We start from the raw sequence: 26560 nt of genomic DNA, 5'->3' as shown, positions 1-26560 counted from the left end.
TTAAACTTGTAGCCCTCCGCTCACATTCAACACTTCTCCTGTAATATAGGATGCATATTCTGACGCTAAAAAGGCCGCTGCGTTCGCAATATCTTCTGGCGTTCCAATTCTACCAACTGGAATCGCTCCAACCATCTTTTCTTTCACTTTTTCTGGTATCGTTTTTGTCATATCTGTATCCATAAACCCTGGACAAATTGCATTACAAGTAATACCGAAACTTCCAACTTCTTTCGCCGCTGTTTTCGTTAAACCTACAACTCCTGCCTTTGTAGCCGCATAATTCGCTTGTCCAATATTCCCATCTCTACTAATAGAAGAAATATTAATAATCCTTCCATACCCTTGCTGTCTCATATAAAGAAGCGCTGGTTGCATGCAATAAAAAACACCGGTTAAGTTTACTTGCAGTACTTGTTCCCAAGAAGACTTCTCCATTTTATGTAACATTGCATCTCTTGTAATTCCAGCATTATTCACCAAAATATGTAATGTACCGAATTTTTGAACCGCATATTCAATTAACGACTTCGCTTCATTTTGATTACTCACATCGCATCGATATAAGCTCACTTCATATCCTTCATCCGATAACTCACGTGTCGTTTTTTGTAGCTTCTCTTCATTTACATCACTAATTAATACTTTCGCCCCTAGTTTTGCATAAACCCTTGCAATCTCTTTTCCAATTCCCTGTGCAGCTCCTGTTACAACAGCTGTTTTCCCATTTAGAAACTCCATCCCTATCCCCCATTTCTATTACTTATACTGTATATTTCGGCTCGTTGCTTTCCAAATCCTCTTTGTATAAAAAAGTCTATTTGTGTCAAACTAACTTTGCAACGTCGCATAAACACAAGGAGATTGTGTCGAATGAACAAAAAAAATTTCAAACAAAACAAAGCTACTGATGGCATTGATGTAGAGTTCTCTCGTGAACTTGCTGACCACAATGACTTAGAAGCAAACGCACGTGCAAATGCCGCTGATGCACGTCAAAAACGCCAGTCAACAGAAAAATAAGGAAAGCACAACCTTATTCTTTTCAACAGGGACCTACTACCCAACAAAATAAACCGAGAGATATCTCTCGGTTTATTTTCTATATTTTTTTATATAATGTGCCAAAGTAAGTAACGGATATATATGGGCATAGCTATGATAACGAATATAAAACCCACCTGGTAAACCTGTTCCAGTAGGATATTTTTCATTCACATAAGGATTCGCAAGTAAATATGAAATACCTTTTCGAATAATTGGTGTTTCTTTATCATAATAAGAAATGAGAGCATCTAACGCCCATGCCGTTTGAGAGGGTGTACTAAACGGTAAAGTAACGAACCTTTTCTCCACACTACTGTGGCAAGATTCTCCCCAACCACCATCTTCATGCTGTATATGTTCAAGCCATAAAGCTGCTCGTTTCATTGATGGATTGCTAGATGGAATTCCGAGTGACCGTAAACCTGTCATAACAGCCCACGTACCATATATATAACAAATCCCCCATTTCCCATACCATGATCCATTTTCCTCTTGTACATTCATTAACCAATTTATCGCACTTTGTTTTTGTTTCTCAGGTAATTCATTTTGCGCATATGTCCCGAAAAACTCTAATACCCTCCCTGTAATATCTGGTGTAGAAGGATCTGTAATCATATCACTTGCATTTTCGATTGGTAAATTTGCTAATATATTGCTCGTCACACCTTTTTCAAAAGCTCCCCAGCCACCATCATTATTTTGTAATCCTTTAACCCAATTAATCCCTTTCGGCCAAGCATTATCTACCTTTTCGTTCCCTCTACTTCTTGCCAACGCTCTTAACACAGCTGTTGTATCATCAACATCTGGAATTGTCGTATTCACATCCGAAAAACCCCAACCACCTGGAGTAAGCGCCGGAGCATGTACGCTCCAATCAGCTTTTTGTGTATGTTGTTTTTTTAATAAATATGTTGCTGCATGTTGAATCATCTTGTCATCTTTCGGAAAATGGGCCTCTTGTAACGCATAGCTGATTAAAGCCGTATCCCATACTGTTGAAGGAGAGTTTTGCAAATGATTCCCCCTTTCCATCTTCCATATATAAGATGTTATCCCGGCTATTGCCTTTTGAATCATTGATGATTGAAGAGAATACCCTAACGCAAGTAAAGCATAAATCATATAAAACGAGGCAGTTGCGTAACTATATAGCGTTCCATTTTCATCAATACGTTCTTTCATAAAACGTTCGACTTCCTCATATCCCTTATGATGTAACGAGAGTGGATACGAGATAATTTGTTTTACATCACTTACTAACGTTTGAAACATCGGAGACCGATTCTCCCGAAACCATTCTCCGCCCCCGCCCGCAATGTGATTTAAACTTGGCAATAACTTTTTACCTACTCGAAATCTTTTATTTAAACACAGCATCATCGGAATTAAATGGATACGTGCTGAGCTACTCAATTCAAATATACTGAGGGGGGAATCATTCTGTAGAAACATGATTGGTGTTGGTAAATGAAAGAGTGAAGGATATTCATATTCTCCATGAATCGCTAATAAAAACTTCGTCATAAAATGAGCACGCGCCACGCCTCCGCGTTCCTTTATAAAATTTTCCGCTCGCTTCATATTCGCATCTTCTTTTGTATATTTTTTCGAAGTAAGTAAGGCAGCATAAGATTGAATTGTAGCTGATAAATTACCTCCCACTTCATCTTCATACAATTTCCATGTCCCTTCATTCGTTTGAAGTGATGCTAATCTTTTTACAAACGGTTCTATCTCTTTATCTCTACCTAATAATTTTAATAAAAAAATCATATGGCAATCTGTTAGCGGAGCTCCTTCAAAACAAAATCGCCACGTACCATCTTGCCGTTGCATCGTTTGAAGTGCAGTTGCTCTTCTCGCTATTTCTTCATGCACTTTTTCATATAGTAACAAGTTATTCACCCATCCTTTCGAAATCCGTATAACGATATTCAAGAAGATAGCTGAATATGTATGAAAATAAAGAAAAGCAGAACATATAGTATGTTCTGCTCATAAGCAATATCCTACTCCGACAATAACCCCTAATAAAGCACCGACTACTACTTCATACGGTGTATGTCCGACAAGCTCATTTAACTTCTTATATTCTGTTTGTCTACCGTGAAAAAACTCATTCAATATTTTCGCTTGTTTACTTACGGCAAGCCTTACTCCTGAGGCATCATACATAACAATAATGGCAAAAATAGCAGCAATGGCAAACATGGAACTTTCCACGCCTTCCACAACTCCAACACCTGTCGCAAGCGCTGTAACAGTTGAAGCATGAGAACTTGGCATACCACCTGAAGCGAAAAACTTTGCAAAATCAAATTCACCCGTTTTGACTAATTTAAAAACTACTTTCGTAAACTGTGCTAAAAACCACGAGATTACAGCGGCCATAAGCGGATCATTATGTAAAATTGTTTCCATGTTCTCAGCTCCCTACTAGCTATAATGGAAATTCTATATAATATAAGTATAAAGAAAAATGCGTAGAAAATACTACGCATTATGATACTTTTGCTGATTTATTTTTTATAAATTTCGGTTGTTTCTGCACTAAGAACTTTGTTTTCGCTACCGAGAATACAAATAATGCAACCCATATACAGAAAAATGCAATCATATGAATAGATGTGAAATGTTCACCAAATACGAATACACCCAAAATTAAACTAATCGTTGGCGCAATATACTGTAAAAAACCTACCATATAAAGCGGAATAAGTTGCGCTCCTTTTGCGAAATAAAAAAGTGGTAACGCTGTAACAATGCCTGCTCCAATTAAAAGTAATGTCGATAGCATTGAAATAGAGCCAAAGGACCCGAAACCATGTACTCCTGTCATAACGAGATAAATGAGCGCAAACGGTGTCACTAACATCGTTTCCATCGTCAGTCCAATTGTTGCATCATAATTCAACAATTTTTTCGTTAATCCGTATAGTCCAAATGAAAAAGCAAGTGATAGAGAAACCCACGGAATAGCTCCGAAACGTACTGTTAAAATGATAACCCCTAATCCAGCTAAACCAACTGCAACATATTGCCAAAAGTTTAACTTTTCCTTTAAAACGACTGTCCCAAGTAAAATACTAATAAGTGGATTAATATAATAGCCAAGACTTGCTTCAATGACATGATTATGATTTACGGCCCATATATAGACAAACCAATTTCCACTAATCAAGACTGACGCTATTGTTAATGACATTAATAATTTAGGTCGTTTAAAAAGGTTCACAAACTCCCCAATAAATTGACGAAATCTCTTCGTCACACCTAAAACGATTAACATAAAAACGAACGCCCAAACGATGCGGTGCGCTAATATTTCATCCGCTGGAACTTCCTCAACCCATTTCCAATAAATCGGTAGAATTCCCCACATCGTATAAGCACCAGCCGCATATATTATCCCTTTTTTTTGCTGTGCTGTTTGACTCCCCATCTTCCATTTTCTCCTCTTCTTTTCTCTTTTTTCTCCATTATACGGTCTCACATGCTTACTTTACCAATAATCAATCCGCAATTCTTTCGACACTTCTCATACAACCCAAAATAAACATACTGTTAGAACGACAAGTAATGGTATACCGAAAACAAATTTCTTTTTATGTGTTTTATGATGAAACATATACATACCAATCCAAGCCCCAACTGCTCCCCCAGCTGCTGCTGATAAAAATAGCGTACTTTCTGGTGTTCTCCACTGTTTCTTCTTCGCTTTTCGTTTATCAAGCCCCATAAGGCTAAAAGCTATAACATTAATAATAATAAAATAAATCCATTTCATCGCTTTCTCTCCCTATGAAAAATTCGCTTAATGGTAACATGAAAAAACGATGGAAACAACTGAAGAACGCTTTTTAGCATGCTAGTTTAGTTGGTTGCTCTTAATTCATTACTTTCATATTTACATAGCCAATAGAAAGCGCGATTACAGCTATTAAAAAGAAAGATATTATGAGTATATATTTATATTTCTTTTTCATTTCCTTCACCTACTGTAGTCATATCACCCCAAAAGCTTCTCTCAATCTCTTTCTCATCGAAATGAAGCACTACAAGTAAACCAACGTATAAAGAAACCAAATTTAAAAACCATTCCCCATTATCATCTTTCTTAGCTAGACATTTAAATATCTCTTGAAATTGCATGCGTTCATCTGAAGTAACAACCGGTCGCACACCAAAATATTTCAATACGAAATGTAAATCCATCTGCACGGATAATGATAAAATATATTTTAATAGCTCCGTATACTCTGCACTATCTTTTTGACTATACAACTTCACAAGCTTTTGATGTAAATGAGGAATCGATAATGTTACGTCATTCATTTTTGTTGCTTCTATCGTTTCAATCATCTTTTTCATATTCATCACATTCACCCCTCCTGGAAAAATTCTAAAGCCAAAGAGTATTTACCTTACCTTATAATGTGCAATAATTGTGCCTTTCTCGTCTCTCGTTCTTCTTCACTAACTAAATCATACTTTTTTAGAAGATGGAAAATATCATTTAATATTTCCTGTGAATGATTCCCTTGTAAAAATCCCTTTAATCCTATAAAAATCTCTTCAGATAAAAATCTCTTCTGACTTTCAAGCTTATTCATCACATCTTTAATAGAATGATCAATGTTACATGCCATACTAAACTTCCTCCCCTATCCTCTATAAATAATATCCTCCGCTAACGATGTAAATACTTCTCCAACAAGAGAATCTTCATCATATACAGATGAACCGTTATTTTCTTCACGTTTTGCAAAAGGTATTTTGGCAATTACTTCTGTTTGCAATTGTTCTGCAAGCATTTCACCGCCACCTTTTCCGAAGAGGTAATTTTTCGATCCATCTTGTTCTTCATAATAAGCCATATTTTCTACAATACCTAAAATCTCATGATTCGTATGTTTTGCCATTACACCGACTCTTGAAGCAACGAATGAAGCTACATTGTGCGGAGTTGTAACGATTATTTCTTTCGCCTGCGGGATCATCGCCGCAACATCAATGGCAACATCTCCTGTACCTGGTGGTAAATCAAGCAGTAAATATTCTAAATCTCCCCAGTGCGTATTCGCAAGGAAATTTTGAATCCATTTATTTAACATCGGTCCGCGCCACATCACTGGATTATTTCCTTCTGTAAAAAATCCCATCGACATGATTTTAACACCGTGACTAACGACTGGAATTGCCATTTGATCAATCATAGTTGGTTTTTGATTCGTTTCCATCATAGCTGGAATACTAAAACCATATATATCTGCATCTAATATCCCCACCTTTTTGCCCATACGAGCTAGTGCAGTTGCAAGATTAATTGTCACTGTTGATTTTCCCACTCCGCCTTTTCCGCTCGTTACAGTAATAAACTGCACTCCTGAATCCGGGCGAAGCATGCTTGGCATACCAGTTTCTGTTCTAGTATTTTTCTTTAATTTCTCTGTTAAAGCTGCACGTTCTTCACTTGTCATAGAACCAAATGTTAAATCCACTTTAGAGGCACCAATTGCATGAAGTGATTCTTCAATATCTTGCTGAATTTTTGCCTTTAACGGACAACCTTGAATCGTTAGCACTACTTCAAGTTTAACCTCAGTTCCATTCATTTGTATATTTCTAACCATGTTTAATTCTACAATACTTTTGTGTAACTCCGGATCCTCCACATGTTTTAAAGCATTCATGATTTGTTCATGAGTAAGCATAGCACTCATCCCTTCCCGTCTTCTTAACTTATTTATAACATCATGTCCCAATACAGTTTTTTGTACTACATCAATCTAGCTATTTTTCAACCAATGAGAAATGACTCATCGTATAACACGTATTATCCTCCACTAACAGGTGGAATGAATGCGACTACATCTCCAACTTGTATCGTGTCTGCATTTGTTACAAACTCTTCGTTAACTGCTACCATTACCGTATCTAAAGATTGCAAGTGATAGCTTTCTTTCATCCATTCTTTTAATTGCCCAACAGTCATTTCTTGTTTTTCTAAAATTACTAGTCGATCTAATCCGACTTCCTCACGCAAATTTGCAAACAGTAAAATTGTAATCATTTCTCATTCTTCCTTCTTTGGTTTTCCTTCTGGATAAGGCGTATTTTCAAGTTGATCTCCAATCCACATCGTCCCATCTTCCCAAAATTCTTTTTTCCAAATTGGAACGATTCGTTTTATACGTTCAATCGCGTATTCATTCGCTTCATAAGCTACTTTACGATGCGGTGATGAAACAGCAATAACAACTGCAATATCCATTTTTTCGAGTCGCCCTACCCTATGTGTAATTGCTACTTTTACGTCCGGCCATTTTTCATTCATTTCTTCACCAATTCTCGTAAGTTGTTTTACCGCCATCGGTTTATATGCTTCGTACTCTAAATGTAGCGTTCGTTTTTCTTTTGTTAATTCTCTCACCGTACCAATAAATGTCGTAATTGCACCTGCTTCTCTTCTTGCTACTTTATTCGTTACTTCTTCAACTACAATCGGTATATCTACAATTTCAAATAGCGCTTGTCCCATTAGAACCACCTCTCACTTTACAAAATGTCCAAGGCCATTCACTACCCTCGTTATCCTCCAACAAGAGAATGTCTACGAACATACCTTTTTTATAACCTCTCGTACCACCTGGCAGTACAATAAATATATTTGTCTCCGCTAGAGAAGAAACCGCGCTAGATTTATCAAACCCTGACGGATAAGCAATTAATTGTCCTTCGTTATATGTCAGTTTTGCTCGCACAAACCTTGTAAATGGATTTGGTTTTAGAAAATCTTCTCCTAATAACGCCTTTTCTCTTTTTAAATGTGCTTTTTCACTAAACATATACGTCCGAATACAAGGTCTTACAAATAATTCAAACCCCACGTAACAAGCAGATGGATTTCCTGATAAACCAAATAATAACTTGCCATTTAATTGCGCTACAGTCGTAACGCTCCCTGGTCGCATTGCAACTTTATTGAAAAGAACCGATGCACCTAACTTTTCGTAAATAGCTGGTAAATAATCATAATCTCCTACTGATACACCGCCTGTTGTAATGAGCATATCTACTCGGCTTAACGCTTCTTTTACAGCTGTAAAACATGTATTAAAATCATCGCTAAACTTCCCAAAATATTTTACTCTTCCGCCTGCTCTTCGAATTTGAGACAATATCATATACGTATTACTATTTCGGATTTTCCCTGGCTGTAAGGAATCATTTACATCCAATAACTCACTACCGGTCGCTAACAACCCAATTACAGGCTTTCTCGCCACTGGCACCTCGCTATAGCCAAACGTAGCAAGAAGGGCTGAAATACCTGGATTAATGTATGACCCTTTCTTCGCAAGAACTGTTCCTTTACGAACATCTTCACCTTGAAAAGAAATATTGTCGCCTGTTTTGAATGATCGCTTCACTTCCATATAATTGTTTCCGACATCCTCATATTGACGAGCTAGTTCTAACATGACAACTGCATCACACCCTTTCGGAATCTGTGCTCCTGTCATAATTCGAACCGCTTGAAACGGACCGATTTCTTCATGAAATATCGATCCTGCCCCAATCTCTCCAACTACCTCAAATGCAATCGGTTTTTCATAACTCGCTAAAGTAGTGTCTTCTGCTCTAATAGCAAACCCGTCATACGGTGAACGATTGAATGAAGGCACATCATGGTCAGCTACTAAATCCTCTGCTAATATACGTCCGTAAGCTAATTCAATAGGTAGCAGCTCCTTTAATCCCTCATTAGCAAATCCCATTACTTTACGAACAGCTTCTTCAACCGTAATTGGCACTCTTCTTTCCATTGTTGACAACCCTTTCTATTAACCGAATACGCGATAATATAGCTGCTTCGCTTTCGAAATATCATTTGTACCATGAATAAAAACTCGACCATCTTGAAAAATAACAATGCGGTAATCGTCTAGTTGGTAAGATAGTAAATACGGATTTCGTTCTACTTTCCCAAGTTTTTTTAATACTGTTTCTATATCATCAAAATTGTACTGTCTATTTTCTACTGGTCTAATTTGAACTGTATTTCTTCCGCACAAGACAGCTACCCTCGTTTGATTTTCGTATGATAAATAAGGATAAGTTCGATTCAAACCGCAAGAAGGGCAATTGTCTGTTTTGATTTTCCCTAGTTTTATAATATGGTTTTGGTTACTCCATATATCAAACATGAAAAACGTTTTTCTAATTGCTGAGAAATCTTCCACTAAAATTTTGAGAGCTTCTGCCACTTGATATGCTGCGACGATTTGAACAGTCGGACTAATAATTCCAGCGGTATCACATGTCACACCTGTAACAGGAACATTTTTCAGTACACAATGTAAACATGGCGTCTTTCGCGGAATAATCGTATAACTCATACCGTACGAGCCAACGCAAGAACCGTATATCCAAGGAATATTATGTTTTTGTGATAAATCATTTATTACAAATCGAATATCAAAATTATCTGTTGCATCAATTATTACATCTATATTTTTTAATAGATCTCCCATATTTTCTACACTTGCATCCATCACGAAAGCATGTATTTGTACTTCCGAATTAATTTGTTCTAACCGATTTTTTGCAGCAATTGCTTTCGGCATTTTCTCTCTCGCATCTTCTTCAGAGTACAATTGTTGCCTTTGTAAATTACTCCATTCAACGTAGTCACGATCAATAATCGTTAACTTTCCAATACCTGCACGTACGAAACTTTCTGCACTTGCACTTCCTAATGCCCCTGCGCCTACAATTAACACATGTTTATTCCGAATTTTTTCTTGCCCTTTACTACCAATTGGTTTGAATAACTGTTGTCTTGAATACCGCTCAGCCATTACATACCCTTCCTCTCAAGAACTCTTTTTCATATTAGAGTGTTGTTTTTGATAACAAGCAAAATATGCAAATCCAACAAACCCAGCTCCTCCAATTACATTTCCGATAAAAACAGGAACAAAATTTTTAGCAAGGTCCATCCACGTTAGATGCCCTGCAAAAATAACAGCTGAAATGACAAACATATTTGCCACTACTTGTTGAAATCCGATCACTACAAATGCCATAATTGGAATCCATATTCCGATTATCTTTCCAACAAAATCACTCGTCCCATAAGCGAGCCAAAGCGCAAGGCAAACGAGCCAATTACAACCAATTGCTAAAATTAAAGTTCTCCCAAATGATTCATGTAACTTTCCTTCTGCTATCGCTACCGTTTTATTTAAATAATCTCCCTCTGTTAATCCCCCAAGATGACCAAAGCAATATGCAACGAAAATAGCTCCAACAAAATTCATAAACGTAATCCAAACCCAATTATTGAGTACACTTATCAATGTAATTTTCTTTGCATAAAGCGCCATAGACATTGACATCATATTTCCAGTAATCAATTCCCCTCCTGCTAATACTACGAGCATGAGTCCAATAGGAAAAACAGCGCCTCCTAAAATATTCACTAAACTCCCCCAGCGATCAGGTAAATTACCTAAAACTCGAATGTTAAGTAAAAATCCTAATGAAATAAATGCTCCTCCTAAAAAACCGAGAATAAGCATTGCTGGCAAGGTCTGACTTACTTTTTGAACACCGGCCTCAATTACGAGTTCAGCAATTTGTTCCGGTTTATGAAATGACATTACCAATTCCTCCATTTTCTCCAAATAAAAAAGCAGCTTCAAAAAACCTCCTCAAAATAAAGGTTTTTGAATGCTGCTTAACCTCTCTGCACATCTTTTACAGAGATATCAATCATCATTTTTACTATAAAATAGAAAATCTACAAACGTTGCACATTTTCCATTTTGTCTATGCTTTACCATAACGTCACTTATATATTAACCACCAATATGTGACATTTCAATTTTAGGCACTCTTTTTTTACTTGTATTACTTAAGCGTTCATCCGAATAGCGATCTTCTCGGTTATTCCATATATCGCGTACTACATCTGTTATTTCCTCGTCAGTGTATTCAGATCGAAGCACTTCTCTCAAATCATTTCCTTTAGAAGCGAACAAACAAGTATATAATTTTCCTTCTGCAGAAATACGGGCTCTCGTACATGATGAACAGAAAGAATCTGTGACAGATGAAATAATTCCTATTTCTTCATCACTTCCAACGTAACGATAACGAGTAGCTACCTCACCAGTATAATTCGCTTCTATCCGTTCTAATGGCATAACTTGATGAATCGCATCTACTATTTCTTGTTTCGAGACGACCTCTTTTAACTCCCAACCGTTATAATTTCCAACGTCCATATACTCAATAAAACGAAGAATATGTTTATTTTCTTTAAAATATTGTGCCATTTGCAAAATATCTTGTTCATTTTTCCCCTTTTGCACGACCATGTTTATTTTGACTTTCATACCAACTTCAGCCGCAGCCTGTATTCCTTCTAGAACCCTTTGCACTTTGCTTCTATTACCATTTAAATAGAAAAACCGCTCTTCTTCTAAGGAATCTAAACTAACTGTCACACGTGATAAACCCGCCTTATATAATTCAGGAGCAAATTTTTTCAGTAACGATCCATTTGTTGTTAAACCGATGTCTTCCACACCATCTATTCTATGAAGCCGCTCAATAAGGTTTGGAAGCCCTTTTCGAAGTAACGGTTCTCCTCCTGTAATTCGTAACTTTCTCACACCTAAAGAAACGAAAATACGTGTTATCCTTTCAATTTCATCAAAAGATAAAATTTTATCATTAGACAAAAACGAGTAATCAGGACCAAATATTTCTTCTGGCATACAATATCGACAGCGAAAATTACAGCGATCAGTAACTGAAATACGTAAATCCTTTAACGGGCGTTGCAATTTGTCTAATGTAACTGATTTCATCTTCATTGCCTCACTTTTACTTATTTTATATTTAAAACACGTTCTGGATGCGTATATACATTTAAAGACTCATTACGAATAAAACCTATTGTAGTAATGCCCAGCTCTTCTGCTAGCTGCAAAGCCAACTCAGTTGGAGCTGATTTTGACAATATAATTTCACAACCGATTTTTGCAACTTTCAATAATATTTCCGAAGAAATACGACCACTAAATACAATGATTTTATCTTTTATAGAAATATTATTTTTTAAGCAATATCCGTAAATTTTATCTAGCGCGTTATGTCTACCGATATCCATTCGGCTTAAAATAATACCATTCACATCGCACAAAGATGCATTATGAACTCCGCCTGTGTGACGAAATGTCTCCGCAGATTGCTGCATTTCTTCCATCAATCGAAAACAATCTTCTACACCAACCTGTACATGGACACCATTCATTTTCTTTGTGCTTAGTGCATCATTTGCAAAAACAAAACCTTGTCTACTCATACCACAGCATGACGTAATATAACGTTTATTTTGCATTTGTTCGTAATACGGATTCACTTTTGCCGTCGTGACATGTACAAATCCTTCTTTCTCTTGTACCCATATGTCATCAATATCTTCATACTTCCGAATGATTCCTTCAGACGCTAGGAAGCCTATTACCATATCTTCTATATATTCTGGAGTACTAACCATTGTAACAAACTCCTGTCCATTCATTTTAATCGTGACTGGAAACTCTGTTACAATGCTGTCCTCTATATGCTTAAATGACCCTTTGTCATAACGGAAGATTTCTCTTTCTACTTGTATCGGTTTCACGATCAGTATCCTTCTCTCACGTTATATTTTTATCAAAAACAAATACCGAAACCGCAATATCTTCTTCTACTTTCATATCTGAAAATAGATTTACTAATTTCGCTCCAACAAGTTCCTCCAAATGTTCACGGGAATTCGCAGCATACACTTCTTGAATCATTTTCGTTCTAGCCATATGAACCATTTCTGCACCATCCATCGTACTTGAAATGAATTTTTCAGTAGGTGTTAAGTTTCCATAAAGTGTTGCAATCGCCATATTTTCAGCAAATACAGTATGAATCCGCTCTGGTCCTTTTCCGAAAAGTTCCTTTCGAAGTTTTCTTAACATATCATTAAATTCATGTACTTTTTTTGACATACAGTCATACCCCCAAAAACACTCATTTTACTTTCGTATATATTTTACCAAAATGACCCTTTCATCCAAACTATTTCGTACGAGCATTTAGATGAAAAGGTTCATTTGTTAAAACTTATTCGTCTTTTAACCCTTTACCCATACCTTTTAAGAAGTGTAAACCAAATCCGATAGCACGGTTAATATCAGGATCTTTCAATACTTTCATAAGATCGAATACCCCGACTTTTTTATTACTCTCTAGATGTTCATTACCTTCTTCTAGCCCTACTAATAAGCTACCTATAAGCTTTTTCGTAAGTTCCGGATCAAGTTCTGTTAAAGCCCCCGCAGCACCCATCATATTATTAATTAAATTTGTAACAGGTTCACGAGTTACTTGGCCAAGAACAATTTTTGCGATTGGCTCTTTCGCTTTCAGCATAGAATTTGCCGCTTCTAGCATACCAATATCATTCAATTCTCCTACTATATTAAACATTTGATTTAGAGCGTCTTCATTATTAGCTAGAAGCTCCTTTAAATCCTCTAATTTTTGCTGTTTTATTTCTTCTTCAGTTAATTCTTGTCTTTGAATCGATTTTATAGGTGCAGCCATATTTTTCTCCTCCTACTTATCCGTTAAATGCACATACCCTGGACGTGCCCACTTACGATCTACCTCAATACCCGCTTGAGGATGACGTTTTTTATTACGTGGGTTCGCTTTTGGCATCGGATTTTCGCCATCAATTTCTAGCACTTCCATACGCACTTTCGTCTGTTTATAAGCAGGTGTGTTCGTACGCACGTCCACAGCTGGACCTGTTAAGAAATTAATTGCTGTTTCATTATCTGTAGAGTTCATCGGTAAATATAACTCATTCGCTTTTACACGATCTGTAACGAGTACACGTAATTTTAATGCTCCAAAAGGAGAGACAAGACGAACTAATGAACCTGTTTTCACTCCACGTTCTTTTGCAAGTTCTGGAGAAACTTCAACAAACACACCAGGTACTTTCTTTTGAATACCTGTTGATTTATTTGTCATATTCCCTTCATGGAAATGCTCAAGCATACGACCGTTGTTAATGTGAAGGTCGAACTCAGCTGGGAATTCAGCTGGACGTACCCAGTCAGCAATCGCAAAACGAGCTTTTTTATCTGGGAAGTTAAATCCGTCTTGGAAAAGAAGTGGTGTATTCGTTCCATCAAAACTTCCCCAATGGAAACTATTCCATCCTTCCAGTACTTCATAATTTGCTTGTGAGAATAGTGGTGATAAACTTGCCATTTCAGCAAAGATTTCACTTGGATGACTATAATTCCAATTTGCACCTAATTTATTCGCAATCGCCTGCACGATCCACCAGTCTGGCTTCGCATCCCCAAGCGTAGGAAGAACTTGATATAGTCTTTGAACACGACGTTCTGTATTTGTGAAAGTACCTTCTTTCTCAAGAGATGGTGCTGCTGGTAATACAACATCTGCATATTGAGCAGTTTTAGAAAGGAAAACATCTTGCACAACGAAGAAATCAAGGCTCGATAACACTTCATGTACATGGTTCGCATTAGAGTCTACAAGAGCCATATCTTCTCCGACAAGATACATAGCTTTCATTTTTCCTTCGTCAATTGCATGAAGCATTTCAATATTATTAAGACCTGGCTCACTATTAATTTCCACTCCATATGCAATTTCAAATTTCGCACGTTCCATATCGTTAGTAACGTGCTGGTATCCAGGAAGCCAACCTGGTAAAGTTCCCATATCGCAAGCACCTTGTACGTTATTATGGCCTCGAAGTGGGTATGCACCTGCTCCTGGACGACGATAGTTCCCTGTTGCAAGAAGTAAGTTGGAAATTGCAGCGGAAGTATCAGAACCGCCTGTATTTTGCGTTACACCCATACCCCAAAGGATACATGTACCATCTGCATCACGAATCATTTCAGCCATTTGAATAAGTGTTTCTTTTGAAATACCTGTCATTTCTTCTGCATATTCAAGCGTATATTCTTTTAGACTTTCTTTGAAATCTTCAAAGAAGTTTACGTTCTTATCAATAAATTGTTGATCGTGCCAACCTTGATCAATCATATATTTCGTAACAGCCATTAACCATACTTGGTCTGTTCCTTGTTTTGGGCTAACAAAGACGTCTGAACGCTCTGCCATTTCTGTTTTACGAAGATCAGCTACAATTAACTTTTGTCCGTGTAATTTATGCGCACGTTTAATGCGTGTAGCTAAAACAGGATGACCTTCTGTCGGATTACATCCTACAATAATAACAAGACCAGATTTGGCAATATCTTTAATCGTTCCTGCATCACCACCCATACCAATTGTACGGAATAATCCGTCCGTAGCTGGTGATTGACAATAACGTGAACAGTTATCAATATTGTTCGTTTCAAATACTTGTCGAGCTAATTTTTGAATGACATAATTGTCTTCATTTGTAATTTTAGATGAAGAAATAAAACCGATAGCATCTTTACCGTACTCTTCTTTAATGGATCCTAGTTTACTTGCAACTACATTCAGTGCTTCTTCCCATGTCGATTCAACAAACGCTCCATTTTTACGAATTAAAGGTTTCGTAATTCGTTCTTTTGAATTTACGAAATCCCAACCGAATTTTCCTTTTACACAAGTAGAAATTGCGTTAACTGGCGCATCAGAAGAAGGCTGCACTTTAAGAATTTTACGCCCTTTCGTCCACACTTCAAATGAACAACCTACGCCGCAAAATGTACATACTGTTTTCGTTTTCTTCGTACGAGTATCACGCATGGCCGCTTCCACTTCTGATACCGCAAAAATGCCACTATATCCAGGCTCAACCTCTTTAATTAAATCTACCATCGGTTCAAGAATATCTGGTTTTAATCCTGTCATAAATCCAGCTTCACCGAGCATCGTTTTCTCCATTAAAGCGTTACAAGGACAAATGGTTACACATTGACCACAGCTCACGCATGAAGAATCATTAATATTTACACCTTCATCCCAAATAACTCGTGGGCGTTCCGCTTCCCAGTCTATTGATAACGTTTCATTTACTTGTAAGTTTTGACATACCTCAACACATTGACCACATGCAATACATTGATTAGGATCATAGCGATAAAACGGATGCGTCATATCAACTTCACTTACATCTACTTTCGGCTCGTAAGGATATTTTTGATGTTCAATTTCCATTAATTCTGCTGTATTATGCAATTTACAGTTCCCATTGTTGTTGTCACATACTGTACAGTATAATAAGTGATTTTCTAGTAACCGATCCATTGCTTCCGTTTGTGCTTCTTTCGCACGAGCAGAATTACGTTCAATGTTCATGCCTTCCGTGACTACTGCTGAACAAGAACGCATTAACTTTCCGTCAACTTCTACAATACAAGTGTCACATGTTTGAATAGGATCTACTTCTGGCACGTAACAAATTTGCGGATGTTCAATCCCGTTCTCATTAATAACACCTAATATCGTTGAACCAGGTTCCGCTGTATACTTTTTCCCGTCAATTGTAATATGAACCATGTTGTTATTCATGGTCTTTCCCCCTTTTTGAGAATAAAAAAACTCCACCACGAAAATATACGCACCACATTTTGGGCACGCTATCATCATGGTGGAGTAGTTTATTAGCACATCTTGCTAAAATACCAATCCATTTATTCATAAATAAAACGATAGATTCATAACAGGTCATATCACGATTCCATCTTTAACACTATAATTATAGCGTTAAAGATAAAAATATACAATATAAATTTAAAACTACGCATATGTCCGCACAGAACTATCCATAATAACCCATATAAAACATAACAAGGAGTAGGCGAACAAATGGGGTCTTTTAATAAATGGATACGCGGCGAAAAATCTTTTTCTGCACAAGAACAAGCTGATTACACATTAAATAAACCTATTTCTGCTTCTCTTCCACTTAACCTAAAACACTTGTCAAAACTGTTTAGCGGTATTCCAGAATTGATTACGCGCACTTTCTCGTTAAAAAACGGACAAGAAGCTGCACTTATATATATGGAAGGACTTGTCGATAAAAATGTTATTAACGTAGACATTCTTCGCCCCCTCCTATTTAAAGAGTGGAATGAGGATGATTGTTTAGAATCTTCAGTTACAATTGGAAATATAAAAAAAGTTCAGCAGTGGTCAGATATTGAACAATCCCTTTTACATGGTAAAAGCATTTTATTTATAAATGGACAACTTTCCGCTTTAGAACTTGATACGCAAGCGGCGCCAAAAAGGAGTATTGAAGAACCTACAACAGAAAGCTCCATAAAAAGCTCACACGAAGGATTTAATGAAGTAGCGAGCGATAGTCTTGCACTTATTCGTCGATATATTCCAAATCGTGAATTGAAAGTAAAAGAATTCACTGTTGGCGAACGAGCAACTTCAAAAGTTTTTTTGCTTTATCTAGCAGACGTTGCGAACGAAGATGTCGTAAAAGAAATGGCATCCCGTATCGAATCAGTACAAGTTGATGCGATTCTTACTACTGGTGAATTAGAGGGTTTTGTTGAAGATAATTCCTATACTCTCTTTCCGCAATTATCAATAACTGAACGCCCTGACACAACAGCACATCATATTTTAGATGGGCGAATCGCTGTTGTTGTAGATCGCTCACCAGGCGTATTAATTGGTCCTATGACTTTTTCGGCTTTTTTTCAGACGATAGATGATTATAGTTTTAGACCAATGATTCCATCTTTTATACGACTCCTTCGTTTCACCGGATTATTTATTGCAATATTTGCTCCTGCTCTTTATATTGCTATGATTTCTTTTCATTATGAAGTCATTCCACTGAAATTATTATTAACAATTGGAGAGTCTCGAGCTAAAATCCCGTTCCCTCCTATACTTGAAGCACTATTGATGGAGTTAGTACTTGAAATGCTTCGTGAAGCTGCCGTACGGCTTCCTGGTCCAGTTGGACAAACGATCGGCGTCGTAGGAGGAATTGTAATTGGACAGGCAGCAGTTCAAGCAGGTATTGTAAGCAACGTTATGGTTATCGTCGTGTCGATTACTGCTGTTGCTTCTTTCATTATCCCTAACATGGAAATGTCCGCAGGAATTCGGCTCCTTCGATTCCCAATGATGATGATAGCCTCTTTATTTGGTGTCATTGGTATTATGGTTGGAATGGCAATCATAATCATACATATTCTTTCTATGGAATCGCTTGGTGTGCCATATGGTAGTCCTTTTTCTCCGTCATTTGCTTCAGATTTAAAGGACATTCTTATTCGTTTACCATGGAAAATAATGAAAAAACGCCCGCTCTCTCTTAACTTAAAACAAGAAAACAGGCAACAAGATATCAAAGAAAGGAAGGAAGACAAGTGACAAAGTGTGCAAAAAGGGAGATCACTTTATTCCAATACATTCTAACTATTAGCGGTGTTCAAGTTGGGTTCGGCGTACTCACACTTCCGCGTGAAGTTGCACAAGGAGCAAATACTGATGGCTGGATGTCAGTTATTATCGGATGTGCTATAACTACATTTGTAAGTCTTTGTATCGTACAAATTATGGCAAAACATCCTGGTTATTCTTTACTTGATGTATTAACACGTTATTTTGGAAACTGGCTAGGAAAAGCCGCAATGCTTCTTTGGATTTTATATGCTATACTTGCCGCTGTTTCCTTAATTTTCTCACTCTTATATGTCATTCATATTTGGATTTTACCTAGAACTCCAATGTTTTTAATTATGATTTTACTATCTATTCCAATGCTGATGCTCGCATGTAAAGGCGTTCTTGTTATAAGTCGCTACGCTGTTTTCACTGTGTTTTTCACACTGTGGATGCCTTTGTTATTGTTTATCCCTCTTAAAGATGGGCATTGGATATACCTTCTCCCTCTTCTTAAAGAGGGCTGGATACCAGTTTTAAACACCGTAAAATCAACTATTATTGCATTTCTTGGATTTGAGTTTGCATTTGTCCTTTATCCTTATTTGAATAACAAATCATCTGCGAAAAAAGGGATTGTTATCGCAAATTTAATTACACTATTTATTTATCTTCAAGTCACGTTCGTTTCTTTCGTTTATTTTAGTCCAGATGGGATAACAAAATTTTTATGGCCCACTCTTTCTCTTGTTACACCATTTCACTTTTCATTTCTTGAGCGCTTTGAAATTATCTTTTTATCATTTTATCTCTTCATTATTTTTGATTCTTGTATTCCTTATATTTTTACTGCTTCTGATGGAATCAATCAATTACTTAACAAAAAAGGGAGCTCCTTACCTATTTGTTTTTTATTATTCGGGTGTATTGTTGTCTTATTCTTTTATATCCCTTCCTCTTACCAAATAAGTGCTTTACGAGATTTTTGGGGAAATGCCAGCTATTTTATCGTTTTTCTGTTTCCAGTCATATTTCTCTTATACATGACACTTTATCAGCATTGGAAAAGGAGAAAAATATAAATGAGACGCTTTATTCATTTCACTATACTGTGCTATTTCTTCTTAATCTTTTTGACAGGCTGTGGCGATCGGCTCGATTTAGAAAAGCAATCCATTTCATTAATTTACGGTTTTGATGCACAAGCAAAAGGAAAATTAATTGTGTATCACGTAAATCCAATTTTCAATGAAGATGTTGCTAAAAAATACGAAACCCATGAAGCGAAAGTAAAAACGCCCCGAGAAGCAAAAGCAACATTTAACAGCTCAAGCAACGGTTTAGTTTCTACAGAAAAATTACAGCTCATTTTATTTAGCACTAATTTTTTAAAACAGGAAGGTGCAATGCCTTACCTTGATGTTTGGTATCGTGATCCTAAAAACACTGGAAATATGCGCATGGTTGCAGTAAATGGTCCCATTTCTTCTGTTATATATAATAATTTTAAAGATAAGCCCTCTCTTCCTGAGTATTTAACAGATTTAATTAATACGAACAAACTATACAATCGGACTGTTTTTACCACATTCCATGAATTTCACAGACAAACGTTTAATAAAGGGATTACACCTGCAATTTCAGAAATAAAAAAAGAAAAAAAAGACGTAATTGTTACTGGTTCCGCACTATTAACTTCTCGAGGAATCTATAAAATGTCATTAGATCGTTATGAAAGCGCCCTTCTTCTTTTGTTACAAAAGAAGGCTAATACACCCGTTTCTCTTACAATGAAGATGCCTTCTGATTTGGTTGAAAGTAATAGTGCTTTAAAAGATACAGACGGCGGCGATTTCATAACAATAAACGTTCTTACTATGAAACGTATGATTGGGACCGGCTATAGCGATAACCGCTTCCAATTTAATATTAAAATGAATTTTAATATATCCATAGCTGAGATGACATTCAACATGGATATAGATAAAGACAATAAGAAATTAACTGCACTTATTACAAAACAACTAAATAAAGATTTAAATGAATTAATCCACAAAATTCAAAAACAGCAACTTGATCCATTCGGATTTGGTGATTATGCGAGAGCATTTCAATATAAAGAATGGAAAAAGGTTGAAGACGATTGGCCGAAAGCTTTTTCAAAGGCAAGTGTAAAAGTAACATCTACAATTAAAATTTTAGAAAGCGGTATTATTAAATAGTAAAAAACACTCTATTTGCTCCTATACGTTCAAAGGGCAAATAGAGTGTTATTCTCTTTCTATTTTGAAACTGCCTATATAATCATGCTTCTGTTTCTTTTTCTTCGTTTTCCGCCTGTTCCAACCTTTGTTGCTCCGCGATTTCAGCTGAAATCATCCCATAATAAATTTCTGGATACAATCCAAATATTTGATATACACTTCCTAAAAATGGCATCGGAATCCCTCTTTTCTAAAGTTGTATTGCCACTCTTAAGGATTCCCTTTTCACTCATTATACATTCGTTTTTGGCGATTCTTCTTCATCGTGAACGTGTAATAAATTTTGCCACTTTTTATACGGTGCACTATTTGGATCCACATATCCTTTCGCATACGAACGATCCCACAATTGTTTAATAAACATTTCTTTTTCTTTCTTCGCAACCATATCCGCACCAGTACCATAATAGTTTTGGAAGTATAACTCAATTTCATCAAGGAATAATCTTAATAATTCATCTGATGTTTCTTCTAACGTCGGATCATATTTCGCTTCACGGTCATACATTAAAATCATATCTAAAAGATTATGAACGTGTTCTTTTCTGAGCCATCTTACATCTTGTGCCCCTAATACGAATGGGTGTGTATATAAATGTCCACCTTGTATCATAGCTTTTTCTTGTTCTTCCTCAAACCTGGACAAGATGTTTTCATAAATGAACGGATTATGAAGCAATGCTCTGTGTAGTTTATAACTTTCGCTTGAAATATTTTTTCCCATAGACTGAATTAAGAAGCTACGTCCTACACCGTTATATTGATACACAAACTGCCCATCAACAGCAACTAAACTAATCCAGCGATACATATACGCGTATAGAAGAGCTCGATTACATTTATCGTAATCTAATTTTGTTTGAGTTGCATTCAAGTCTGGCATAAAGGCCGGTAAGTGCCAATACTTATCTAAATGCGGTGTCAAACTAGATTTTTTACTATTTAATTTGTTCACTCGGCGATAATATGATTGGAAGTAGTCACCCTTATCATTCATAAAGCCGTTTGCAATATGCCCTGATGATAATTTAGGAAAGTCTTGTAGCGACAAGCCGTAATGCGCCCGATAACAGATTACTTCAAACGGCGAAAAGGCTTCATGTACTGTATCTTTTTCTTTAAACATCTCTTGAATTAATTCCTCTTGCAGTTCTTTCTTTAAAGATGGATGTATACCCCAATATTGTAATTCCCTATGATGGGAAACTTTCGGTACGAACGGACTTGCTAAATGGAATAAGTCTTCAATTTTTTCACGGACGTATTCATCGCGATCACGCTTCTTATAATCCGCTTCTTTTCGTAATGCCTCTACAATATTCAGCTCTAATTTATCACGATAGCGTATTTGTAGTTCGTCATAACAATAGCTCAGTATATGTTCACGGTAGAAATCTTCAACCTTTTTCGACTGAATCTCTTCCGTTTTCGCATCCCTGCAATATTCCCCGTACAAACTCATATAAATTTCCGCAGATATATCTTTCGGTAATACACCTAAATTTAAATGTTGCTGCATATCTTGCCAAATCTTTTCTTGCAACTTCTCTTCAGCTAATACGTATACATTCGTTGGGTTTGTTTTCCCTTCAAATTCCTTACTTCGTTTTTGAATTTCAAATAATAAATTTTCACGTGTTTCGTGTAAATTATCAAAAAACCTTTCCCAATATTGAATCATTTTACTAACTGCTTGATATAGTGATTGATACACAAGTTCTAATAACATTTCTTTACGATACTCATTTAATTTGTGTACATATTGCGTTACGATGTCTTCAAACTCTTTTTTGAATAGACGTTGCTGATTATTAACCATTTTTCCAAACCAGCCTTGTTGCTGAGCAATTTCTACTCGGCGAACAGCAGTTACCGTTCCATCAACATTACTTACATTAAATTTCTTATCGTAGTTTTGAATTAAATTACGCTTTTGTTCATTATTTTCATGGAGTCGATTCATTTTTTCTACTAACTGCTTTCGAATTTCGTATAACATAAAACGAGCTGCTACTGGATGGACAGGGTCTGTCTTCTTTAAAAACCATGTATTCAATTGATATGACTGTCCTTCAGATCCACTTTGTGAAAACCGATCCGATTCAATCATGTCATATAAAAGAGTTGTTACATGTTCATGTACACGACTCGGAATCGCATACGCATATAAACGAACCGCATGATCAACCCTTGCTACTTCCCCTTTCATTTGTTCCATCATTTTCAGTTTCGCAGCTGAAATTTTGCACTCGTGCTGCAAGCGATTTAATTCCTCATCTTTTTGCACCGTCCGCTGTACATAACTTTCTACAGCCTCTAAAAACAGTTTAGATTTCGCAACCCCGATTTTGCCTCCCTCTGCTCCTTCACGTGTTTCATTGTACATTTGTCTATAGAAAATATGAGCTTGTTCTGGGCGAGTAGCAAGATGTTCTAAGTCTTCTAAATAACTCTTCCCACGCTCTGGCTTTTCACGCTGCATACCACGTTTTACATCTTGATCGTATCTTTGTTTCTTTTCTTGAAACAATTGATCTAAATGAAGCCACGATTCATCTAAACCTTGCACAGCCCATTTTAAAGCACAATATTTTAACACGTGCTCATATGGATAAATAATCTTTGCCGTTCCTGCTCCGCAATACCGCCCTTTCCCACTCGATTCTGCTAATTGCTGAATTTGATTATCTTCCTGTGCAAAATGATTTGCAGACATCGGGCTAAATAACTGTAAATAAATAGTATTTGCCATTTGCTCCATATAATCTGATAAATTGTGCAGATGGTGTCCATGTAGATTTTCGTAATCGTATAAGAAACAGTAATTGTACGGTAAATGATGTTGTTTAATCGTATGATTCGTTCTCCCGTCTTCGTCTACTTGATCGGGTCGATATTCTAATTCAATCGTCACTCCGCCACGTTTTGATAATTCTCCAGTAGAACCGAGTGTAATGGCATGTAATTCTTTTAACGATGCATAGCCGTTTGCTTGCACCGTTTCAAACTCTTTCGCACTAACTGTCCTCGTCTTCACTAAAACGTCCGGCATTAGAAACGCACCACGTATTAAAATGTTGTGATGCTGCAGTTTTTTTCGAAGCATTTCACGTAAGTATAATGCGATTTGTAGAAACATCCCCGAACCTGTTCCGCCCGCTAGTGATGTTACTATAATGACACGTACTCCATATTCTGTCTGGTCACTTGTAACCGGAAAAATCTTCTCAATTTCTTGCCAAAAGGACGTCAATTTATCTTCTTTCATCGCAGCGCGTAATGCTAAACGGGAAATGACACGTAACTGTCCGGCTCCTTCTGTTAACGGTTTATCAAGTATAGTTGGATCCATCGGAAACCATTCTGGAATCGTTGGATCTCCCGCAATATACTCCCTAGGCGTTTTACTAGAACTTGTTTGCGTCTTAAACTTTCGAATATGATCAAATTTACTCAATGTATTCACATCTGTATCAAATACGTGCATTGCTACTTTTTTTCGGCGTTCCTCAGGCAGCCTTTCATATATTTGATGTGTCACAGTACTACCGATTCCACCTAAACCAATTAATATCGTTGGAACTTGTAACGTCATGTGAACCACCTTCCTATTCTTGCTTGTTTGAAAAGAGAAGGGAAAGATAATACGCTCCTCTTTTCCCATCTATTATTCACACTCGTATTTGTAAATCTCCTTACCATATCCTCTATCAATTACTAAAAGTTCATTTGGATATAGTGTCTTATGTTCTATTCCAACCTCATCCTCTGTTATAAACATCCCATCAATAATCATTCCTACTACTTGTGACTCTTTCGCTACAAAGATAGATTTCGATCCTTTCTTTGCTATAAATGTAACGGATTGAACAGTCTTTCTTTCCGCTCTAAATGGAATACCAAAATAATGTTTCCACCATTTATTTTTAAGTAATTCCGGCTCGGATTGATATAACCAATCTTTCGCTACCTCTTGATCCCATTCGTAATACAAAAGTGCTTTCCGGTGAAACCTCGGACGAATAATCCATCCTAACACGATTATTCCTACTATTATCAGTAATAACGTAATAGGAATAACAAGCTTAAAAATAAGCGCATACTTTTCATAGAACGGCGCATTTTGAATATGAAGTGATATTTTTTTCTTTACTTCTTGTAACTTTGAATCCTGTACTATGATGGTAGCTTCTACGGTGCCGGTATCTGTAAAATTGAACGTGTCGGAGTAATGAGGTCGAGGATAAAGATAAATTTGATTGCCATGTTGTTTTATTTCATAGTTGATTGATTGTTCAGATGTGACACCAGTAGATTTTAATAGTTTCTTTACAGCCTCTTCTGTCATCGGCTTATCATCTAACTGTGGTTGTAATATAAATGGTTTACTATTCTCTAAATTCGTTACTTTTTCTTCATAAGCTTTCGTAACAGTTTGAAGTGATAATTTAGGCTTTTCAGTTGTTTCGATTTTAAATTCTTTCGTCTGTCTGTAAAATCCCTTTATGTTCATATGAACTTTCCCGCGTACTAATCCTTTAGTAAGCTTCGTTTCGTAATAAAACACATGTCTGTTATCGTCCCACTTCATCGCATATTGCTTTCCCTCTATTTCTACTTCTGCCTGGAAGTAAGAAGACTGAACTGGCAACTCAGTAGGTTTCGCTTCAATAACAGCTGTCACACCTTCATACATTTCCTCAACATTTTTTCTATTCTTATCCTCTTTGTCATAAGTAGAAACGTTATAGTTAAGCGCCGGTTCGACTAGTACTTGTAACCCTTCTTTCTCAATGTCCCGATCCACTTCTATCGTATAAGTTCCTGGTTTAATAACTTCCTCATTTTCCGTACTGATATGAACTATATTTCCGAACAATTTCGCTTCGCCTGGTGCATGTATGGAAAAAGAAGATTGTAATTGTAATGGTTTAGAAATTTGTGTGACCTGATAATTAGATAAAGAAGGCGATTGTCGTACAAGCGTCATACGCTTTAACGGAAATGGTGTTGTAATCTCTACTTTCTTCCCTACTACTTTCGTTTTTACAATTGATTCAACAGAGGAAAACGGATCACGATTTGCAACTAATGCTGCCACTTGATTGACGCTTTTTACAATACCATCCTCTCCACTAGATGGCATCGTAACTCCATTTATCTCTTTCTTCCATATTTCCTTAAACGTATTTAGTTGCTCCTTTTCTTGTTTTCCTAAATCCTCTTCCATCGTAATTAAAATTGGATGTAACGATATCTTTTTTACATCCATTTCCTTCTTAAACTGTGCTAACTTCTGTGTAATTTGTTCTTTTCCACCAATCTTATCTTTTTCTAAATCATTAAATGCCCCGTCAGTTAAGACAATAAGCCAAAATTCACGTTTTCCATCTATATCTGCTTCCTTTTTTATAGATTGCATTGCCGTTTCTACTGCGCTAAACGGAGTATTTAAATACGTTTTCCATGCTCCAATTCCCTCAATTTCTGTTTGTCTCTTATCCTTCGTTAACGAAATGTTTAATGGATCATTCGGCTTGCTCATTGGAACGTAAGAAAATGTATCTTTTTCATCTAATAGCGCAACCAAACTTTGCAAAGCGTAATTGGCATATTTCCAGCGATCGTTATTTCTCATGCTGCCCGAATCGTCATATACAAGTGAAACGACCCTTTCCTTTGCCTCCTCTCCTTTTGCAAAAGCTGATAAAGGTAAACATATAAATAGAAACAACATGAACGTGGCACAAATTCGGATTTTCATGATGAGGCTTCGCCACCTT

General features: G+C 36.6%; 25 protein-coding genes. 4 read left to right on the top strand and 21 right to left on the bottom strand.

Features of this window, described 5'->3' with window-relative positions:
* The gene (gene fabG, locus BAQ48_RS13070; protein WP_071711404.1) at positions 1-741 is read right to left on the bottom strand and encodes a 3-oxoacyl-ACP reductase FabG; all 741 of its coding nucleotides are present in this window, start codon (positions 739-741) and stop codon (positions 1-3) included.
* 132 nt (positions 742-873) lie between these two features.
* On the opposite strand from fabG, the gene BAQ48_RS13065 reads away from it, so the two are divergent.
* Positions 874-1023: a YfhD family protein gene (locus BAQ48_RS13065; protein WP_001035808.1), complete on the top strand. Its 150-nt coding sequence runs from the start codon at positions 874-876 to the stop codon at positions 1021-1023.
* Positions 1024-1095: 72 nt separating this feature from the next.
* Here the strand turns inward: BAQ48_RS13065 and BAQ48_RS13060 are convergent, their stop codons facing one another.
* The 17 genes from BAQ48_RS13060 to fdhF all read right to left on the bottom strand — a co-directional run bounded on the left by BAQ48_RS13060 (position 1096) and on the right by fdhF (position 16665).
* Positions 1096-2949: a terpene cyclase/mutase family protein gene (locus tag BAQ48_RS13060; RefSeq protein WP_071711403.1), complete on the bottom strand. Its 1854-nt coding sequence runs from the start codon at positions 2947-2949 to the stop codon at positions 1096-1098.
* A gap of 99 nt (positions 2950-3048) precedes the next feature.
* Positions 3049-3474 (bottom strand): divergent PAP2 family protein, encoded by a 426-nt coding sequence (locus BAQ48_RS13055; protein ID WP_000447814.1) that lies wholly within the window; start codon positions 3472-3474, stop codon positions 3049-3051.
* 79 nt (positions 3475-3553) lie between these two features.
* Positions 3554-4495, bottom strand: a complete 942-nt coding sequence (gene rarD, locus BAQ48_RS13050) for an EamA family transporter RarD (RefSeq protein ID WP_071711402.1) — start codon at positions 4493-4495, stop codon at positions 3554-3556.
* A gap of 96 nt (positions 4496-4591) precedes the next feature.
* Positions 4592-4840: a DUF1294 domain-containing protein gene (locus tag BAQ48_RS13045; RefSeq protein ID WP_071711401.1), complete on the bottom strand. Its 249-nt coding sequence runs from the start codon at positions 4838-4840 to the stop codon at positions 4592-4594.
* Between the two features lie 182 nt (positions 4841-5022).
* Positions 5023-5430 (bottom strand): nucleoside triphosphate pyrophosphohydrolase family protein, encoded by a 408-nt coding sequence (locus BAQ48_RS13040; RefSeq protein ID WP_071711504.1) that lies wholly within the window; start codon positions 5428-5430, stop codon positions 5023-5025.
* A gap of 47 nt (positions 5431-5477) precedes the next feature.
* Positions 5478-5702: a group-specific protein gene (locus BAQ48_RS13035; protein ID WP_071711400.1), complete on the bottom strand. Its 225-nt coding sequence runs from the start codon at positions 5700-5702 to the stop codon at positions 5478-5480.
* A 15-nt stretch (positions 5703-5717) separates the two neighbouring features.
* Positions 5718-6767, bottom strand: a complete 1050-nt coding sequence (locus BAQ48_RS13030; RefSeq protein ID WP_071711399.1) for an Mrp/NBP35 family ATP-binding protein — start codon at positions 6765-6767, stop codon at positions 5718-5720.
* Positions 6768-6889: 122 nt separating this feature from the next.
* A complete protein-coding gene (moaD, locus tag BAQ48_RS13025) occupies positions 6890-7126 on the bottom strand; it encodes a molybdopterin converting factor subunit 1 (RefSeq protein WP_071711398.1) in 237 nt (78 codons plus the stop codon).
* A 3-nt stretch (positions 7127-7129) separates the two neighbouring features.
* The gene (gene moaE / locus BAQ48_RS13020) at positions 7130-7594 is read right to left on the bottom strand and encodes a molybdopterin synthase catalytic subunit MoaE (protein ID WP_071711397.1); all 465 of its coding nucleotides are present in this window, start codon (positions 7592-7594) and stop codon (positions 7130-7132) included.
* The gene (locus tag BAQ48_RS13015) at positions 7575-8882 is read right to left on the bottom strand and encodes a molybdopterin molybdotransferase MoeA (protein WP_071711396.1); all 1308 of its coding nucleotides are present in this window, start codon (positions 8880-8882) and stop codon (positions 7575-7577) included. The genes moaE and BAQ48_RS13015 overlap by 20 nt, the downstream gene beginning before the upstream one ends.
* A gap of 18 nt (positions 8883-8900) precedes the next feature.
* A complete protein-coding gene (locus BAQ48_RS13010) occupies positions 8901-9917 on the bottom strand; it encodes a molybdopterin-synthase adenylyltransferase MoeB (RefSeq protein WP_071711395.1) in 1017 nt (338 codons plus the stop codon).
* A 15-nt stretch (positions 9918-9932) separates the two neighbouring features.
* Complete coding sequence (locus tag BAQ48_RS13005; protein ID WP_071711394.1) at positions 9933-10721, bottom strand: formate channel; 789 nt, start codon at positions 10719-10721, stop codon at positions 9933-9935.
* Between the two features lie 198 nt (positions 10722-10919).
* Positions 10920-11936: a GTP 3',8-cyclase MoaA gene (gene moaA / locus BAQ48_RS13000; protein WP_071711393.1), complete on the bottom strand. Its 1017-nt coding sequence runs from the start codon at positions 11934-11936 to the stop codon at positions 10920-10922.
* Between the two features lie 20 nt (positions 11937-11956).
* Positions 11957-12754, bottom strand: coding sequence for a formate dehydrogenase accessory sulfurtransferase FdhD (gene fdhD, locus BAQ48_RS12995; protein ID WP_071711392.1), 798 nt, complete (start codon positions 12752-12754; stop codon positions 11957-11959).
* A gap of 16 nt (positions 12755-12770) precedes the next feature.
* Complete coding sequence (locus tag BAQ48_RS12990) at positions 12771-13115, bottom strand: Na-translocating system protein MpsC family protein (RefSeq protein ID WP_071711391.1); 345 nt, start codon at positions 13113-13115, stop codon at positions 12771-12773.
* A 115-nt stretch (positions 13116-13230) separates the two neighbouring features.
* Entirely contained in the window at positions 13231-13713 is a 483-nt protein-coding gene (locus BAQ48_RS12985) for a helical membrane plugin domain-containing protein (protein ID WP_071711390.1), read from the bottom strand.
* Positions 13714-13725: 12 nt separating this feature from the next.
* On the bottom strand, positions 13726-16665 hold the full coding sequence (gene fdhF, locus BAQ48_RS12980) for a formate dehydrogenase subunit alpha (protein ID WP_071711389.1): 2940 nt from the start codon (positions 16663-16665) through the stop codon (positions 13726-13728).
* A 297-nt stretch (positions 16666-16962) separates the two neighbouring features.
* On the opposite strand from fdhF, the gene BAQ48_RS12975 reads away from it, so the two are divergent.
* The 3 genes from BAQ48_RS12975 to BAQ48_RS12965 are packed head-to-tail and all read left to right on the top strand — an operon-like array spanning position 16963 to position 20735.
* Entirely contained in the window at positions 16963-18501 is a 1539-nt protein-coding gene (locus BAQ48_RS12975) for a spore germination protein (protein ID WP_071711388.1), read from the top strand.
* Positions 18498-19595: an endospore germination permease gene (locus BAQ48_RS12970; RefSeq protein WP_071711387.1), complete on the top strand. Its 1098-nt coding sequence runs from the start codon at positions 18498-18500 to the stop codon at positions 19593-19595. The genes BAQ48_RS12975 and BAQ48_RS12970 overlap by 4 nt, the downstream gene beginning before the upstream one ends.
* Positions 19596-20735, top strand: a complete 1140-nt coding sequence (locus tag BAQ48_RS12965; RefSeq protein WP_071711386.1) for a Ger(x)C family spore germination protein — start codon at positions 19596-19598, stop codon at positions 20733-20735.
* A gap of 82 nt (positions 20736-20817) precedes the next feature.
* On the opposite strand, the gene BAQ48_RS12960 is transcribed toward BAQ48_RS12965, so the two are convergent.
* From BAQ48_RS12960 to BAQ48_RS12950, 3 genes are all read right to left on the bottom strand, one after another.
* Positions 20818-20952 carry a hypothetical protein gene (locus BAQ48_RS12960; RefSeq protein ID WP_001116172.1) on the bottom strand — a complete coding sequence of 45 codons (135 nt, stop codon included), beginning with the start codon at positions 20950-20952 and terminating at the stop codon, positions 20818-20820.
* 57 nt (positions 20953-21009) lie between these two features.
* A complete protein-coding gene (locus BAQ48_RS12955; protein ID WP_071711385.1) occupies positions 21010-24372 on the bottom strand; it encodes a tubulin-like doman-containing protein in 3363 nt (1120 codons plus the stop codon).
* 72 nt (positions 24373-24444) lie between these two features.
* Positions 24445-26541 (bottom strand): vWA domain-containing protein, encoded by a 2097-nt coding sequence (locus BAQ48_RS12950; protein WP_071711384.1) that lies wholly within the window; start codon positions 26539-26541, stop codon positions 24445-24447.
* Between the last annotated feature and the right edge of the window lie 19 nt (positions 26542-26560).

The organism is Bacillus luti, assembly GCF_001884105.1.
Taxonomy (GTDB): domain Bacteria; phylum Bacillota; class Bacilli; order Bacillales; family Bacillaceae_G; genus Bacillus_A; species Bacillus_A luti.
The sequence above is the reverse complement of the archived record's forward strand: the minus strand, read 5'-3'. Positions and strand labels throughout refer to the sequence as shown.

What these genes read in the sequence shown, in the direction of transcription:
- BAQ48_RS13015 (WP_071711396.1), bottom strand. Translation starts at nt 8,882, where the DNA reads ATGGAAAGAAGAGTGCCAATTACGGTTGAAGAAGCTGTTCGTAAAGTA.
- BAQ48_RS13040 (WP_071711504.1), bottom strand. Translation starts at nt 5,430, where the DNA reads ATGAATATGAAAAAGATGATTGAAACGATAGAAGCAACAAAAATGAAT.
- BAQ48_RS13005 (WP_071711394.1), bottom strand. Translation starts at nt 10,721, where the DNA reads ATGTCATTTCATAAACCGGAACAAATTGCTGAACTCGTAATTGAGGCC.
- BAQ48_RS12985 (WP_071711390.1), bottom strand. Translation starts at nt 13,713, where the DNA reads ATGGCTGCACCTATAAAATCGATTCAAAGACAAGAATTAACTGAAGAA.
- moaE (WP_071711397.1), bottom strand. Translation starts at nt 7,594, where the DNA reads ATGGGACAAGCGCTATTTGAAATTGTAGATATACCGATTGTAGTTGAA.
- BAQ48_RS12950 (WP_071711384.1), bottom strand. Translation starts at nt 26,541, where the DNA reads ATGAAAATCCGAATTTGTGCCACGTTCATGTTGTTTCTATTTATATGT.
- fdhF (WP_071711389.1), bottom strand. Translation starts at nt 16,665, where the DNA reads ATGAATAACAACATGGTTCATATTACAATTGACGGGAAAAAGTATACA.
- BAQ48_RS12975 (WP_071711388.1), top strand. Translation starts at nt 16,963, where the DNA reads ATGGGGTCTTTTAATAAATGGATACGCGGCGAAAAATCTTTTTCTGCA.
- BAQ48_RS12955 (WP_071711385.1), bottom strand. Translation starts at nt 24,372, where the DNA reads ATGACGTTACAAGTTCCAACGATATTAATTGGTTTAGGTGGAATCGGT.
- rarD (WP_071711402.1), bottom strand. Translation starts at nt 4,495, where the DNA reads ATGGGGAGTCAAACAGCACAGCAAAAAAAAGGGATAATATATGCGGCT.
- moaD (WP_071711398.1), bottom strand. Translation starts at nt 7,126, where the DNA reads ATGATTACAATTTTACTGTTTGCAAATTTGCGTGAGGAAGTCGGATTA.
- BAQ48_RS13065 (WP_001035808.1), top strand. Translation starts at nt 874, where the DNA reads ATGAACAAAAAAAATTTCAAACAAAACAAAGCTACTGATGGCATTGAT.
- BAQ48_RS12990 (WP_071711391.1), bottom strand. Translation starts at nt 13,115, where the DNA reads ATGTCAAAAAAAGTACATGAATTTAATGATATGTTAAGAAAACTTCGA.
- BAQ48_RS13010 (WP_071711395.1), bottom strand. Translation starts at nt 9,917, where the DNA reads ATGGCTGAGCGGTATTCAAGACAACAGTTATTCAAACCAATTGGTAGT.
- BAQ48_RS13035 (WP_071711400.1), bottom strand. Translation starts at nt 5,702, where the DNA reads ATGGCATGTAACATTGATCATTCTATTAAAGATGTGATGAATAAGCTT.
- BAQ48_RS13055 (WP_000447814.1), bottom strand. Translation starts at nt 3,474, where the DNA reads ATGGAAACAATTTTACATAATGATCCGCTTATGGCCGCTGTAATCTCG.
- BAQ48_RS12965 (WP_071711386.1), top strand. Translation starts at nt 19,596, where the DNA reads ATGAGACGCTTTATTCATTTCACTATACTGTGCTATTTCTTCTTAATC.
- moaA (WP_071711393.1), bottom strand. Translation starts at nt 11,936, where the DNA reads ATGAAATCAGTTACATTAGACAAATTGCAACGCCCGTTAAAGGATTTA.
- fabG (WP_071711404.1), bottom strand. Translation starts at nt 741, where the DNA reads ATGGAGTTTCTAAATGGGAAAACAGCTGTTGTAACAGGAGCTGCACAG.
- BAQ48_RS13045 (WP_071711401.1), bottom strand. Translation starts at nt 4,840, where the DNA reads ATGAAATGGATTTATTTTATTATTATTAATGTTATAGCTTTTAGCCTT.
- BAQ48_RS13030 (WP_071711399.1), bottom strand. Translation starts at nt 6,767, where the DNA reads ATGCTTACTCATGAACAAATCATGAATGCTTTAAAACATGTGGAGGAT.
- BAQ48_RS12960 (WP_001116172.1), bottom strand. Translation starts at nt 20,952, where the DNA reads ATGCCATTTTTAGGAAGTGTATATCAAATATTTGGATTGTATCCAGAA.